This is a genomic window from Aliiglaciecola sp. 3_MG-2023 (genome assembly GCF_030548205.1).
Lineage (GTDB): Bacteria > Pseudomonadota > Gammaproteobacteria > Enterobacterales > Alteromonadaceae > Aliiglaciecola.
The window spans coordinates 1-13,810 of record NZ_JAUORV010000011.1 but is presented as its reverse complement, the minus strand read 5'-3'; the positions used below and the strand labels follow the sequence as shown (position 1 = coordinate 13,810).

24 protein-coding genes are annotated in these 13,810 nt (G+C 37.9%); 6 read left to right on the top strand and 18 right to left on the bottom strand.

Features of this window, described 5'->3' with window-relative positions; translation table 11 throughout:
- Positions 1-355 precede the first annotated feature (355 nt).
- Positions 356-631: a hypothetical protein gene (locus Q4574_RS13240; RefSeq protein WP_303474616.1), complete on the bottom strand. Its 276-nt coding sequence runs from the start codon at positions 629-631 to the stop codon at positions 356-358.
- 749 nt (positions 632-1,380) lie between these two features.
- Between Q4574_RS13240 and Q4574_RS13235 the strand changes: the two genes are divergently transcribed.
- From Q4574_RS13235 to Q4574_RS13225, 3 genes are read left to right on the top strand one after another with little or no spacing between them, the layout of a single operon-like run.
- Positions 1,381-1,836, top strand: coding sequence for a DUF2798 domain-containing protein (locus Q4574_RS13235; protein WP_303474615.1), 456 nt, complete (start codon positions 1,381-1,383; stop codon positions 1,834-1,836).
- Positions 1,833-2,324, top strand: a complete 492-nt coding sequence (locus Q4574_RS13230; RefSeq protein ID WP_303474614.1) for a DUF4405 domain-containing protein — start codon at positions 1,833-1,835, stop codon at positions 2,322-2,324. Before Q4574_RS13235 ends, Q4574_RS13230 begins: the two co-directional genes overlap by 4 nt.
- Positions 2,321-2,602, top strand: coding sequence for a hypothetical protein (locus tag Q4574_RS13225; RefSeq protein ID WP_303474613.1), 282 nt, complete (start codon positions 2,321-2,323; stop codon positions 2,600-2,602). The genes Q4574_RS13230 and Q4574_RS13225 overlap by 4 nt, the downstream gene beginning before the upstream one ends.
- A gap of 214 nt (positions 2,603-2,816) precedes the next feature.
- Here the strand turns inward: Q4574_RS13225 and Q4574_RS13220 are convergent, their stop codons facing one another.
- Entirely contained in the window at positions 2,817-3,473 is a 657-nt protein-coding gene (locus Q4574_RS13220; protein ID WP_303474612.1) for a nitroreductase family protein, read from the bottom strand.
- Positions 3,474-4,207: 734 nt separating this feature from the next.
- Between Q4574_RS13220 and Q4574_RS13215 the strand changes: the two genes are divergently transcribed.
- Complete coding sequence (locus Q4574_RS13215; protein WP_303474611.1) at positions 4,208-4,996, top strand: PEP-CTERM sorting domain-containing protein; 789 nt, start codon at positions 4,208-4,210, stop codon at positions 4,994-4,996.
- Positions 4,997-5,178: 182 nt separating this feature from the next.
- Here Q4574_RS13215 and Q4574_RS13210 read toward each other — a convergent pair whose 3' ends face one another.
- The 10 genes from Q4574_RS13210 to Q4574_RS13165 form a co-directional block, all read right to left on the bottom strand.
- Complete coding sequence (locus Q4574_RS13210) at positions 5,179-5,472, bottom strand: hypothetical protein (protein WP_303474610.1); 294 nt, start codon at positions 5,470-5,472, stop codon at positions 5,179-5,181.
- Positions 5,473-5,581: 109 nt separating this feature from the next.
- Positions 5,582-6,115 (bottom strand): hypothetical protein, encoded by a 534-nt coding sequence (locus tag Q4574_RS13205; protein ID WP_303474609.1) that lies wholly within the window; start codon positions 6,113-6,115, stop codon positions 5,582-5,584.
- 93 nt (positions 6,116-6,208) lie between these two features.
- Positions 6,209-6,601 carry a hypothetical protein gene (locus tag Q4574_RS13200; RefSeq protein WP_303474608.1) on the bottom strand — a complete coding sequence of 131 codons (393 nt, stop codon included), beginning with the start codon at positions 6,599-6,601 and terminating at the stop codon, positions 6,209-6,211.
- A gap of 52 nt (positions 6,602-6,653) precedes the next feature.
- Positions 6,654-6,965, bottom strand: a complete 312-nt coding sequence (locus tag Q4574_RS13195; RefSeq protein ID WP_303474607.1) for a hypothetical protein — start codon at positions 6,963-6,965, stop codon at positions 6,654-6,656.
- Positions 6,966-7,096: 131 nt separating this feature from the next.
- Complete coding sequence (locus tag Q4574_RS13190; protein ID WP_303474606.1) at positions 7,097-7,420, bottom strand: hypothetical protein; 324 nt, start codon at positions 7,418-7,420, stop codon at positions 7,097-7,099.
- Positions 7,421-7,451: 31 nt separating this feature from the next.
- Positions 7,452-7,910: a hypothetical protein gene (locus Q4574_RS13185; RefSeq protein WP_303474605.1), complete on the bottom strand. Its 459-nt coding sequence runs from the start codon at positions 7,908-7,910 to the stop codon at positions 7,452-7,454.
- Between the two features lie 84 nt (positions 7,911-7,994).
- On the bottom strand, positions 7,995-8,465 hold the full coding sequence (locus Q4574_RS13180) for a hypothetical protein (protein ID WP_303474604.1): 471 nt from the start codon (positions 8,463-8,465) through the stop codon (positions 7,995-7,997).
- Positions 8,466-8,588: 123 nt separating this feature from the next.
- Positions 8,589-9,161 (bottom strand): hypothetical protein, encoded by a 573-nt coding sequence (locus tag Q4574_RS13175; RefSeq protein ID WP_303474773.1) that lies wholly within the window; start codon positions 9,159-9,161, stop codon positions 8,589-8,591.
- A 107-nt stretch (positions 9,162-9,268) separates the two neighbouring features.
- On the bottom strand, positions 9,269-9,562 hold the full coding sequence (locus tag Q4574_RS13170; RefSeq protein ID WP_303474603.1) for a HigA family addiction module antitoxin: 294 nt from the start codon (positions 9,560-9,562) through the stop codon (positions 9,269-9,271).
- Complete coding sequence (locus Q4574_RS13165) at positions 9,562-9,840, bottom strand: type II toxin-antitoxin system RelE/ParE family toxin (RefSeq protein WP_303474602.1); 279 nt, start codon at positions 9,838-9,840, stop codon at positions 9,562-9,564. The genes Q4574_RS13170 and Q4574_RS13165 overlap by 1 nt, the downstream gene beginning before the upstream one ends.
- Positions 9,841-10,427: 587 nt before the next feature.
- Between Q4574_RS13165 and Q4574_RS13160 the strand changes: the two genes are divergently transcribed.
- Together Q4574_RS13160 and Q4574_RS13155 are read left to right on the top strand one after the other, a co-directional pair.
- The gene (locus Q4574_RS13160; RefSeq protein ID WP_013784548.1) at positions 10,428-10,649 is read left to right on the top strand and encodes a hypothetical protein; all 222 of its coding nucleotides are present in this window, start codon (positions 10,428-10,430) and stop codon (positions 10,647-10,649) included.
- Positions 10,642-10,932, top strand: a complete 291-nt coding sequence (locus tag Q4574_RS13155; protein ID WP_061997674.1) for a type II toxin-antitoxin system RelE/ParE family toxin — start codon at positions 10,642-10,644, stop codon at positions 10,930-10,932. The genes Q4574_RS13160 and Q4574_RS13155 overlap by 8 nt, the downstream gene beginning before the upstream one ends.
- Positions 10,933-11,009: 77 nt before the next feature.
- Here the strand turns inward: Q4574_RS13155 and Q4574_RS13150 are convergent, their stop codons facing one another.
- The 6 genes from Q4574_RS13150 to Q4574_RS13125 form a co-directional block, all read right to left on the bottom strand.
- Complete coding sequence (locus Q4574_RS13150; RefSeq protein ID WP_303474601.1) at positions 11,010-11,234, bottom strand: hypothetical protein; 225 nt, start codon at positions 11,232-11,234, stop codon at positions 11,010-11,012.
- 99 nt (positions 11,235-11,333) lie between these two features.
- Positions 11,334-11,669, bottom strand: a complete 336-nt coding sequence (locus Q4574_RS13145) for a hypothetical protein (protein ID WP_303474600.1) — start codon at positions 11,667-11,669, stop codon at positions 11,334-11,336.
- Positions 11,669-12,340, bottom strand: a complete 672-nt coding sequence (locus tag Q4574_RS13140; protein WP_303474599.1) for a hypothetical protein — start codon at positions 12,338-12,340, stop codon at positions 11,669-11,671. The genes Q4574_RS13145 and Q4574_RS13140 overlap by 1 nt, the downstream gene beginning before the upstream one ends.
- A gap of 145 nt (positions 12,341-12,485) precedes the next feature.
- Entirely contained in the window at positions 12,486-12,689 is a 204-nt protein-coding gene (locus Q4574_RS13135) for a hypothetical protein (RefSeq protein ID WP_303474598.1), read from the bottom strand.
- Between the two features lie 139 nt (positions 12,690-12,828).
- Positions 12,829-13,209 carry a hypothetical protein gene (locus tag Q4574_RS13130; protein ID WP_303474597.1) on the bottom strand — a complete coding sequence of 127 codons (381 nt, stop codon included), beginning with the start codon at positions 13,207-13,209 and terminating at the stop codon, positions 12,829-12,831.
- 126 nt (positions 13,210-13,335) lie between these two features.
- On the bottom strand, positions 13,336-13,810 hold a 475-nt coding region (locus Q4574_RS13125; protein ID WP_303474596.1), incomplete at its 5' end, for a hypothetical protein.

The following is a 13,810-nucleotide window of genomic DNA, read 5'->3' as shown; positions in this document are numbered from 1 at the left end:
TTTAAACAAAGAGTGATTTAACTAACTTGTTATAAGTACCTCACCAAACCAACCAAAATTAAAATCAATGAAAGAAAAAAGTATGTATAGCTATCAGAATTGAAACCCACATTCTGTTTAAACCAAATTTTTACAGGTTTACTAAACATTAATGGGGTTAGCAACAAGCCTCTAAGAAGACATAAAGCACTCACGGCCATAGCGATTGAACTGAAATTAAGGGTATTAGTTCGATAAACAGCCTTGGCTTCCATAGAACTTGGTTTCATCAAAATGTTTGGAATGCCGGATAAAGAGGTGAATAAATATTGGCGAAATTAAAGAACAAGAAACAAAATCCAACGAGTTTTTGTCGCTATCTAACAGTTTGATATGTACTAGAACTGTCAATAATCTTATAGCCATTCGCTTCATGTTCGTTGACACATGCTTGAAACTTATTCTCTAATTTAATTTCATCAAACCAGCCAAGTGCATAAGAACGACATTTGACTTTCATTTTTTCCGAGTTAATTAAGACAGCCTCTTTTTTTAGCTCTGCAAAACCAAGTGTGTAAGCTAGCTCTACAAATTTTAAATTTATAAAATAGCCGACAACAACTGCAACTAAAACGAATATAATTTTCTTCAAAACAACTCCAAAATTTGACCATTAAATTGCTACATTACACCCACACCAGAGACCTGCAAGGTGAGACCTTCTTTGCTCTAGCAAAAACGGGGAGGCGTAAAAAATAGCTGACTTTCGCGTTTTTGTGGTTTTTTGTTAGCAGTGCATTTCATTACTTAATAACCCAGGATGTCATTAACTGGCATATTTCCACTAAAAAAACCTTCAAAAACTAGTGAACTCTTTCTCTTCTTGCATCGAACTGATCTCTAGTTATATTGGTTATTTCAGACTCATCATTTTGGTCATATTGACAACCCAACGAAAGCATCAAATAACTATATATTCTCATGACGCACCATGAAAGCTCTCTGGGAATTGCGATACTATGACCTAAACTTAAAGTTTTGCATTAGTTCGCGAACAACTATATGAGACTGCCAAACAATTTGCCATAGAGCAACTTTAGCTCTTTGCTCTTCGACAAATCAACTAGCACTCCAAACCTCTCAATTTCTTTAGCCTAGCCATGAAAAAAGTAAGGATTAAATCAGATGTCGATGATAAAGAGTGTACATGTTCGAAATACTGGCTACAGACAAGTTTTTTTCAATTTTAAAAACGTTTGCCGTTTCTATAGTGACATAAGAATGCCGGTACTTTTCACAGGCGACATTGAATTTCAGCATGACAACCAGAAATTTAGTTGACATTATCAACCCAACCCATTAAAGTTGATAAGGTCAACCAAATAGAAGAGTCAAATCATTGTGAACCATATCAAAAAAATTGTAGTTTTACTGCCTGTAGCCATGCTACTGACTGGATTATTAACGGCCATTATGACATCCGTAAGTATTCAACCAGAACAAGCTTTCATTCCAACTTGGTTAGAAGCTTTCACCTTTGCATTTTTGATTATGCTGCCTTGTGGCGGTGTTATCTTTTATTTCGTTAACAAAGCAGTACAACAAATGTTTGGTTCATTTACGGTTTTACAACGCAATTTAATACATGGTCTAACTATGGCGTTTATCATGGAAACCATTTTAGCTTTGGTGACAACCGCGAGCAATCGAGGCTTCCCCTCATTCGAGTTATTCTTTAAAGAAGCAGCATTAAGCCTAGTAGCAGCATTGCCTATAGGTATTGCAATGGCGTGTTTAATGAGCTTAGTTGTAAAACCTAAACTTGAAGCGCATTTTGCGTCAGGTACTAATGCATGAAGACTAGCGCAACAACTGCTAAGCAAAGTTGGCAAGATAACCTACAAAAGACCCGATTTGTGATGGACACCATATTGCTGGTGTCCTTTCTCATTGTGCTCGCACCACAATCTACAGGAATAGTGTTACACGAATGGCTGAGCCTAGTATTCCTCATCCCTTTTGTGATCCATATCCTTTTGCACTGGCACTGGTTTCTTAGCAGCTTCAAACAACTTATGCGCGCTAAAACACTGCGAGAACGTTATAATTTTGTTCTAAACTACACCTTATATTTACTGATGTTATTCGTGTTGGTTAGCGGTTTCTTGGTGTCTGTTGCATTGTTTCCTGCTTTAGGGATCCCATTAGAAATACAAGATTTTTGGTCGAAGATGCACCACGATTCAGCCACCCTGATTATGCCTATATTGGGGCTACATTTAGCCCTTCATTTCCGTTGGATTAAAACCCTAATCGTACAAATGAAAAAGAAGGCGGTGTCATGAAGTTTGTAAAGAAAAATTGGAAATCGCGTTCTACTATTGTTGTTGGAATATCTCTACTCGTTGGCATACTGATGATAGCGCTTGAGCAAACGCAATTTGCTATTGATATCAACTCTGCTGGCTGGCACCACGGCGGCGAAGGAGAAGGTAGACCCAATATTCCTGGGGCAGTGCTATTCATATTGCCTTTCGTAAAAGCCTTGGCCTTAATAGGAGTGCCGCTATTAGTAGCCCGCCTCATTGTTAATATTATTGGACTTTTTACCCGCAAACGTTAACGACAAAACTAGTGGATATCAACAAACTCGACTTAAGGCTTCTTATTACCTTAAAAACGCTAATTCACGAGAAGCATATTAGCAATACAGGGTTAACCCTGAATATGAGTCAATCTTAAAAAAAGCCGAGAAAATCTCGGCTTAATCAATTCCTGTTAACCCTAACAGCTAACCACAATCTAACGGCAATAACGTTGATATTGAATAACCGCCCTTAGACGACTTCAATAATGTCGTTCACCGCTAGGCGAGCTTTAGGTAAACCATAGTTCCAGTCCTCTTCTTTATTCTGATAACCCATAGCTAGGGCCACTTCACATACATGACCATTCAATTCTGTTTCAAAAATTTCACCAATTAACTCAGGATCCACTCCTTCCATTGGCGTTGAGGCAATACCTAAGCGGGCCAAGGTATGTAAAATATTACCAAGGGCTAAATACACTTGCGCTTTGGTCCAACTTGCATTGTTGCCATTTTCGTCGGTATTCATTTCAGCAAAGGCATATGCGCCCATAAAGTTGTCATACATTTCAGCGGGAAGATGACCTGAACTCACTTCTGCATCAACACGTTTGGCAAACTTTTCTTTGGTAAACTTAGGATCATAAGCAAGTAAAAGTGTATGTGATGCTTCTTTTGCATGAGGTTGATTAAACTGATGTTTATTAGCAAAAGTATCGTGTAAACGCTGTTTACCTTCATCACTTTCTACAAGAATAAATTTCCAAGGTTGTGAATTAATTGAAGAAGCCGACAAACGAATAGCTTGCTTAATCACTTCAATATCTTCAGCTGAAATACGTTTTGCACTATCGTATTTTTTTGCAGTGTAGCGTGTGCTTAAATCTTTGATAATTTGATGAGACATAATCATTCCGTCCTACTTAATAAATGACTTCTAATAAAGCCTGTAAAATAATTAAAACGAAGTTTACGCTATATCTTTTTTATTGATAATATAGTAAATAGTTGAAATACTTTATACATTAAATTAATAATAATTTATTCATCTGCGTAAAGTACCCAGCTTAAAAGAGTTGACCTAGGGCTAAAGATTCAAAGTAAAAGCCTCAATAATCCCATAAACAAACCTAGGGATCGAGCTAAGCAGAGACAGCTATTATTCGCGGAGTCAAAACGAAATTAATCGGGTAAGGGTGATCTGTTTCTTACGCTATGGGTGTCTTGGTTACATGGTTATGGGTGTCTTGTTAAGTATTGTTAGCATAGGCTCATATATCTATAGAAAATACAGGCCCAACAACCCATTTTCTATACAGCCACGCCTATGTTCATAACTTTGCCCTGTTACTTCCCCTTCAATTAACACACTAAAGCCTAGAGCAAAGCTGAGATTTAACTACTTTTTTAGAATGGGTGTCTTGTTAAGTATCTTGTTAAGTAAGTGGGTGTCTTGTTAAGTAAGTGCTGTTATTTCAGCAAAACTATTACAATAAATGAAGCAAATTACACTGTCAGTTATTTTTACAGTTAATTAAAACACCCCAAAAAAAACAACATAATAAACTTAAAATCATAAGCTTACTATTTGGCACGGTATGTGCCTAGGGGTTTCGGTGTATAAATTGGAATCAGTAAAATATGAAAAAAATAGTACTAGCTAGTATCTTAATGGCCTCTTCTATGGCTAATGCAGATGTAATTGATCTTGACTTTGGTGAGGTTAATCTTGAATCAGAAATTTTGAGTTCAAGTTCTCTAAGTTTTACGTCACCGGCCGCTACCTTTAATGATGTATCTTTGTATGCACAAATTGTTGCATTAACTTTATATAAAGATGGTGGTAGCACAACCAGTGGTTCTGTCGCTGATGATATAATTATTAATCAGGGTGGTAATACGACAACGACTTACGCATTCACTTTATATGAAGATAGTGAATTCACTGAAGTCTTTTCACCTAACTTTGACTTTTCTTTCAATTTATTTTTCTATGATATTGATGGTAATCGCAAATTTGGCAATATTTATTACGATGAAGTGACCGTTTACACTCCTTCAGTTGTTGAATACACCACAACCACAGCACTTACTATTTCTGAGAATTCAGATGGATCTATTACAGCATCAGGAAAAGGAACCAATGCTGTAGATGGACAAGATGGTTTAGACTCCTTCAATCAGGACCAAGCTGATGTTGCAGCGTCATTTACATTTACCAATACGTCAACGGTTGTTTTTGACTACACCATTGTAAACACTTTAAATAGCGGCCATCGTAATCTTTTAATTGACGCTAACAACTTATCTTTTGATAATTTTGATACCACTACTACTGATGTAACCACGGTTTCTGAACCTGGAATGGCAGGGTTATTGCTGGTCGGGCTAGGCTTGCTTGGCTTACGTCGTCGTAAAGCTATCAAATAATATCTTTAACAATTTACCGAGTAGGTTAGGTGTCACCACCTTCTCCTACTCAGGTGTTAAAAAGCCCCCCTAAATCAGTTGCTAGTAATAAACATTTAAAGTTAGGTCGGCTGAAAGCAAAGTCATTTTCAAAGGTATATTTAGATGACTGCTTAGGTAAATAGTCCATTTCAATGCCTATGTTATGTTTTATTACTCCGAATAATCTGAATGATGAGAGGTATAAATAAAACAATATAAAAAGCGATACCAAAAATATATTCATCGTCATTAATTAAAGGAAATTCAGCTACCTGTAATATCTCTAAAATAGCAAACCAAACATAAAATATTACAGACAACCAAAGAACCACTTTGTTTCTGAAATATAAAAATGCTGAATAAGAAAATACTAAAGCCAGCACCAACAGAGTTCTTCCTTCAGTAAGAAAAAACAATAAAACTATAAAATATGCTAACTCTAAAACCTTATTCATAAAGCATAACGCTAAGCTAACGGGAAAAGCGCAATGTTAAAATGCGAAGCGGCATTGTGTTTTTGTCTCATTGAGCGTTTTTTTATGTTTTTTTTCCTATAACGCATGGTTACCAATCGCTCGCATATTCTTTATTCGCTTTAAACGCTTCAACTTCTAAAGGTGCTTTATCGTAACCATACTCTGCTAAATCCGAGAAATGCTGAGTTATTATCTGGTCAAGACTGGTTCGTTCAATTTGAAGTACATGTACCAATTCATGAGCTAGCTTTGGCCTATTTAGTACGTAACCATTACGAACATAAATTGAGTATCCGAACACCTGAGCGTTGTTGATTATACCTTCACCAATGAACCCGAGTGCTTCACCTAGTGTTTTAAGCGCAAAGTTTTCGTACGGGAACGGAACTTCTTCCACATATATTACCCTTACTTTTTCTGGGTTTTGAATTCCTATGTCTTTTGCTAAGGATAATTCTTGTGCATTTAGAGGTACTCCAGACTTCAAACCTTCTTTATCTATTTCAACCGCCCAATGAATATACTGTGGTAGCAATATATTTGAGATGATTTTCTGGTATGAGAGTATTGCTACAATGATAGCGACGCTCAAAATGAGCGTTGTAACCTTGATAAACTTCATGTACTTCAAATCCTTTGTTAAAAAATCCTAGTGGCTTGCGAAAAAACATAACGCCTAAACAAACTGCCGAAAGGAGATCAGTTTGTATTTTTGTTAGGTACGTGCATATTCAAAACGATCTAATAACTCTGCTGCAAACAACTTTTGATTATCGTTAAGTGTATCCGCATCCAATAAGGAGCGAACCAACCTCCAATCTTCCTCTGTGGTAATTTTACCTCTGGAGGTGATTTTAAGAAATTTTTTATATGATTTATTTTCTAAATTTGCTAGTGATGGTAAACCGAGTTTAAGTAGTTCAGATTCTAAATGTTCACGTTCTTTAATTTTCATATGAGAACAAATTTCTAGGGCATCTTGAGCTGCTTGACGAACACCTGTAATCGGAAAAGTCATTATATGGTTTTTAGTCAACTTCATTGTCAAATCACTTTGTCCAAAGACGAGCTCAGTAAATTCAGCAAGAAGCTCTTTTTCAGTTTTCACTAAAGTACCTAACAGTTAAATGATGCGGATCCAAAGAACCGCATATTAATTTTTATGTGTTTTGCGTACAAATTGGGGCATAACCTAAACCAACACCCCAGAATATTAATAAGATTACTGAAACAAAAAACCACCACCGATATTTTACAGCCTCGGCCTTAAGATATTTGGTTGTAACCAGTGGATGTAAAGGTCCTAACAGTTCAAAAATAATTACACGTTTTTTGTGTTTTTTCCAATTAGGGGGATTCTCTTGACCAAAAAGCATAATCCCTGAGAAAATAGCGATGAGTATTGTTGGGATAGGCATCCAAAAAAAGATTTTTTCCCATACTTCAACGCAATTAGAAAAGTGAATAGTCATTTGTTCATTACTTGCACATAACTTTCCAATAACGGGCGCAGCCATGTGGGGCATAATGGCGAAGCCGCCCCGTGTGTATGCGTCCCAGCGAACGTAGTGAATGTGTTGATTGGCTTGTTCGCCACGCTTTGTTACGAAGCACTTTTTTGAAACTTACGCATAGCTTTGACGACATTGATAATGGGCAATACCGAGAAGAAAACAAAAATAGCTATAAACAGTAAAAGGTTTAAATAAGCTAAGTAAACCAAAACCCCAGCTAAGATTAGTACTACACATGATAATAAAAAGCTATTACCTACGTATTTGCAGAAAGCAGGTAGGTCGGAAATTTTAGAAAAATCTATTCCGTTAAGCACATCCGCTTTTTGCTTGAAGCTAAGCAGATAGCCAATGATTAAATATATAAAACCGCTTAAGCAGGATATTGAGAGTATTAAAAAACCTGTTTCCATAAAAAATCCTTTGTAGCACCTAACGCCCGCTTTAGCTGTGTTGCCTCCATGACTTCGATTTATATTTTTCAGGTATTTCTTGATCCCAAGGATCATCGTAGCCAATCGATTCCAGAGTATCAAACCATAAATCCCGCTTACTTTCTGGCAACTTAGCGCCGCACCATGGGCAATTATTTATAGTAAGCTGGCTGTTACCATCACCATGCGGAATGGAATATTCATCGAACACTTCATCATAATGTATAGTGGCATCATTGCAATCTTTTGGGTTCGGATGCTGTTCACAATAGAACTCTGCATATTGGGCCATATGAGCACAAGGGTAATCAGCTACGGCCACTCCTCTTTTCTCAAGGGTGTCTACAAGTACTGCATAGCTGCATTCCGAACAAGAACGAAAATGATCCATCACCATTTCTTGGAGATTACTATCGAGGGAATTAATATCACCTTCAATCCAACATTTTTTGAATTCGCTACAGTCCATGACTCTCCTGACAGCTAACGTCCGCATTTGGGGACGACTTGTAGCAACGAAGGAGCGGAAACGCGTTCCGACAACCTGTGTTTGTTATGCCTTTGCTTTAAGCTCATTTATGGCCTTCAGTAGTGCAATTCTGTTTTTTGATGATTTTATCCATTTGGGTAGCCTGCTCGCTAAGGAAGCATTACGCCAACCCAATTCTTCATCTTCTTTTCTCTCTCTCAGATTGGCTGAAACGTAAGATTCCAGGAACTTTAAGTGCTCCTTATTGAAAGCCCATAGAGAATTTCCAACACAATTAGTTCTTAACCATAAGTCAAAACCAAAGTGACCATCAGTTGGGTTATCGCTATTCCAATAAAATATACGCCCATTTGATGATTTATCCATGGTATATCCGCATTCAACACAAGATGCTCGGACTTTATCTTCCCCGAGGGGAATAACTACAGCTTTACTTGAGCATTTAGGACAAGCAATCAAAACTGGGTCAGCTTCTGTAGGTTTGCTAATTGTAAGCCTATGTTCTCGCCCATCTTTAAATCGAATATTACTCATTGTTCCCCCGAGGCATAACTTTTAAATAAGGGCGCAGGCACTTAGGGTATAATGGCGAAGCCGCCCTGCGTGTATGCGTCCCAGCCCGCGTAGCGGGCGAGCTTGATTTTTTTGTTAGATGACTTACTTATCCATCCAACACGAGTCATAAATAAGTGTTCCATTACTAATGAATTTAATCTTATGCACTTTACTGTATTCGTCAATTGGGTTTGGTTCTTCACCTTTTTGAAGGGTGAATATGCTGGAAGAAACAATGTTGCCATTAACCATAACCATTGCTTTTGAATTGAAAAGGCCCGCTTGAAAACCTTTGATTATGAAACTATAAACGTTAATAGCAATTTGTTGCTCTTTCCCTTCCAAGGAGCTTAAATCAGGTTGTAAGAAGCTAATGTTCTTGGCTGGTTTTGTTATTACTTTGAGGCTGTTCGTAAAGTAATTAATGGTTTCGTCTAGGTAGGGAATATAAGGGTTGGGGTTCGATGTAGAAAGTTCGATTAAATCTGATACCGACAAATAAACTCTAGAGTTTTCGTTGGCTAAATACACGGCGGGGTGTTCGATAGACGGCGAATGACCTAACTCTTTTGTTTGAACTACTGGATAGTTATCAAGTGAGCAAGGATCGTATTCAGCTTTGGCCTCGCTACTGAAAAGTAAAAGAAAGAATAAGACGAGCACAATTTTTTCCATGGTTATCTAACTTTTCAATAAGGGGCGCAGGCACGTAGGGTATAATGGCGAAGCCGCCCTGCGTGTTTGCGTCCCAGCCCGCACAGCGGGCGAACTTAATTTTTTTGTTAGGTGGCATGCAGATCTATTGGCTGCACGTTATCCAAGTTGATGTTCCGCTTCGCCTGCCATAGCTCGTAATTGTCTTGCATGCTAAGCCAGCTTTCAGGGCTGCGCCCTAATACTTTTGATAGCCTTAATGCCATTTCTGGCGTTACTGCACTTTTTCCCTTAACGACACGATTTAGTGTAGAAGCGGCAACACCAAGATGAGTCGCAAGTGTCCTGCAACTTATGCCGTGTGGTTCCATGTAAATGGACTCAATAAATTCACCAGGATGTGGTGGGTTATGCATATTCATTAGTGATAATCCTCGTAATTTAAGATGTAAGCATTACCATCCGTGAACTCGAAAGTTACTCTCCAATTACCGTTGATTGATATCGACCAAATATTAGACCTTTCTCCTTTGAGTTGGTGAAGAGAGAAGCCGGGCAAATTAATGTCATCAATATCTTGTGCGGTGTGGATAGCAGCTAATTGCATACGAAGTTTTTTCGCGTGCTTAGTCTGTATGCCTGAAGTTTTTCCTTTTTCGAAAAACAGCTTCAGACCCTTATGTTTAAATGACTTAATCATAGAAGGAGTGTAGCGTATTGCGCAACGCGGTACAACTTAGCGCCTAACGATTTGAATATGGGGCAAATGCAAGTGCTTTGGCCGAAGGCCAGCGAGTATTTGTCCCAGTGAGTTTATGAACAACATAATTCATTTGTTAGTGTTCTTTGACCTGATAGTAAATTTTAATGCACTAAAAGCAAAGAATGGGAGTAAAAGATAAATAGCTAGCAATGCATCCAATCCGAAAACGAAATAAAGCAAACCATTTTTATTTTCTTCGCCACAAAATTCAATCACCAACAAATCAACACAGTAAAATGCAGGAGTCGTCCATATTTCATAAGGTAGCCAAAATAACAAACACATAATTAATATGCGTTTTAACATTTTCAACAGCAATTTGTTACTTGGTCTAATTTTCATTGAACACTAACACCCGCATAACGGGCAAAAATACGTAGGCTAAAATACCAAGCGAAACGCAGGGAGCCTACGTGTTTTTGTCCCTAGCGAGCGCAGCGAGTGTTAATGCGTTTACCATACGCAACTTGCCACACTTGTAGCGCATTGCTACAATGTGATGGTGAACTATTAGGAGACATGTTATGGCAACAGCGAGCGTAAGACTAGACCAGAATTTAGTTGAGAAAGCGACCATTATGGGAAAAGCACTAAACCGAACTATGCCAAAACAGATTGAGCATTGGGCAAAGATAGGCGAAATGATGGAAGATAATCCTGATTTACCATACGAATTCGTAAAACAGGCAATTATTTCCAAAGCGGAAAAAGAGGCAGGAAAGTTGGAGCCTTACGATTTTGGCTAAGATTACCAGTGTTTTACAGACAGCTAATTTCAAGAGAGCAGTAAAGAAGTTACATCAGAACCAGAAAAAAGACTTGGATAAAGCAGTAAAGGAACTGATGGACGATCCTCTACTAGGAGAGCAAAAAAAAGGCGACCTAGCCTTTCTTCGCGTGTACAAGTTCAAGATGGTTAAACAGTTAACCTTACTCGGTTACAGCTACGAGGATGGCACTGTAATACTTGAATTGATAGCACTTGGCTCTCATGAAAACTTTTACCGCGATGTTAAAAAGTTATTCTGACCAATTGCGTATAACGCCTCAAATAAGCGGCGCGCGCTGTTTGCGCGTCCCGCCATAATTTGTTTGTTATATGCAAATTACTCAACAGCCTCACCAGTATTATTTTGATTAATGTCTTTTTTTAACACTAGAATGGCAATATAAATTAAACCGAGTGGCGGAATAAATGCTAATAGCACGCCTATAAATGTAGCTATTTTAGGTGTGCTAGTTTTACGTTTAGCCAAATAATAACTAAGAACGCCGATAACGATCCCAGAGAAAAATATTATCTCTCCTAATAGTGTTGCATTGATATTCATACGCGATTCTCCTTTTGCATATAACGCTTACATTTTGGGCTGCTTTTGTAGTGGCGAAGCCACGGAGAAAGCAGTCCTAAACATGTTTTTGTTACATGATTATTTTCCAGAGCCTGCTTTTTCACCAGTTAAGAATGCAATTGTTCCAGTCACTCCAGCGGTAATGATTGGCGCTATAATCACCCAAAAATCTTTTGCATGCTCAGGTGTTCTAACAAAAACAACACCACCAAAAATAGCAAGAATCGAACAGATCAAACCGACTAAGCATAAAACTCCAACTTTCACCTTCACGTCGCCCGCAGCACGTATCTGGGCTGGGGTTTTAGGTTTGGCTGCATTTTCAATTGCTTTTTGCTGCCATGCTTGCAGTTCATTAGGAAGCGCAGACGAACTTGAAGGAATGGCTGATTGACTTGTTGAAGACCCACTCATTATTTCACCAACCCTTTAACCTTATCTGGAGAAAAAGAAGGTATTTGCTTTTCAATTAACTGGAGCAAGTTGTCTGATTTTACAGAATCTTCTGTTGGTATATTATTAACATCTAATTCAATAAAAATACCTTTATCAATCTTGCCATTCAATTCAAAAATAGCAGTATTCACTGATGTAATATTATTTAGCTGAAACCCATGACTTGAAGACCTCTTGTTAAATCTAAGGTTAATTTCCTCTGCAGTATTTAAATCAACTTTCAAATACTTTTTTGTCATTGATGTGGAAGATGACTTGTCGGGTATAAAAAAATTACCAATAAGACCAAACCGGTTTATTTTTGAGTCATCAAATACCTTGCTAGAAAATAGTTTAACTTTCGCCATGAAATCACGTGTTAGATCAGGCCAGCTAGCTTCATCAGTGAAATCCCCATTTAAAATAAAGTCGACTCTAGAGCAAGAAATATTGCAATTGTATTTACCATTTTCCGAACGCATTTGAACTCTTGGAATATCTGCTGGGGCATCAGCCGGAATTGGTAATATCTGCGGCATCGCATCAAAAAGATTTCCCATTGATGAGTTTATGCCATTCATGAGGCTATCTGGCCTTAATATTAAATTATTAAAGAATAATGCCAGCTGTAACTTAACTATTTTTTCCATATTAATTCTCTAATTCTCCATTTTGGTATGTCATGTAACACCCCGTATTTACTGCACAAACTTGTTGGCTAAACTTGGCGAAGAATGAGCCACAGCCAGCGAGTTTGGGTCAGAAACATACGTTTGTTATGTAACTTTACATTATTTAGCTATTATGCATATTACCGTTATTAGATATAGGTGCTAGAAGTAAATAAAATATCCATGCTAACCAAGAGATAAAAACAATTGCTAAAACCCAAGCCAACTTTTCGCCACCAGTCGTTTTGGTAGATTTAACTATTAATATAATTGGCAAACACCAAATAATAAATACTAGTAATATTTGGGTTATTCCAATAGATCCCATTTATAAAATTCCTCTTTTTGAAGTGACATAACGCTTTGCCAAGGGGCAAATGCGAACGTTGTTGGGCGAAGCCCAGTGAGTATTTGTCCCAGCCGCGCTTTTTGCGGCGAACTTAGGCAACTTGTTATGTGCGTGCATGCTAGAGCACGTGAACATCGTTGATTGTTGCAGCATATTCGTGATTTCCTGTTGGTACGAACTCAAATTCAACAGTTAAGTCTGTTATATCACCATTAGCAGGTAAGTAAAAGCCGAAGATCAATGAGCCTGAATCGGTTTCTAGATACTCAGGGTAACAATTCGCTATATCTTCGTTTTGAAAACTGACAGGGACACTGCTTCCAAAATAACCTTGAACTGCGTCTCTTAGCTTGGATTCTGCCCATACAACACCGTAGTTATTTTTGATATCAATGAGCTTTGCCGCACCTTCAAATTCATTTGTGGCAAGTAAGTTTAACCAGTGTTGACAATAACGTTTAAGTTGATTCTCTTTATCTTCATTGGTGATTGACAGCATCAGATACCTTAAAGCACATAACGCTTAACATATGGGGCGCAAGCTTGTTGGCTATACTTGCGAAGAATGAGCTGAGCCAGCGAGTTTGCGTCCCAATGAGCGCAGCGAATGAACATAATGTTTTTGTTAGGTGCGTGTATATTCAAAACTATCTAATAACTCCGCTGCATAAATTTTTTGGTTTTCATTAAGTGTGTCCGTATCCAATAAGGAGCGCACCATCCTCCAATCATCCTCTTTGGTAATTCTACCTCTGGAAGTAATTTTGAGAAAAGTTTTATATGATTGGTTTTCTAAAATTACTAGCGATGGTAAACCAAGATTCAGTAGTTCTGACTCTAAATTTTCTCGTTGAGTAATTTTCATATGAGAGCAAACTTCTAAGGCGTCTTGTGCTACTTGTCGTACATCTGAAATTGGAAAGGTCATTATATGAGCTTTAGTCAACTTCATTGTTGAATCACCTTGCCCAAAGACAAGTTCAGTAAATTCAGCAAGTAGTTCCTTTTCAGTTTTCACTAAAGCACCTAACACCCGCATAACGGGCAATAACACGTAGGCTAAAATTGGAGCGAAGCGACTGAGCCTACGTGTTATTGTC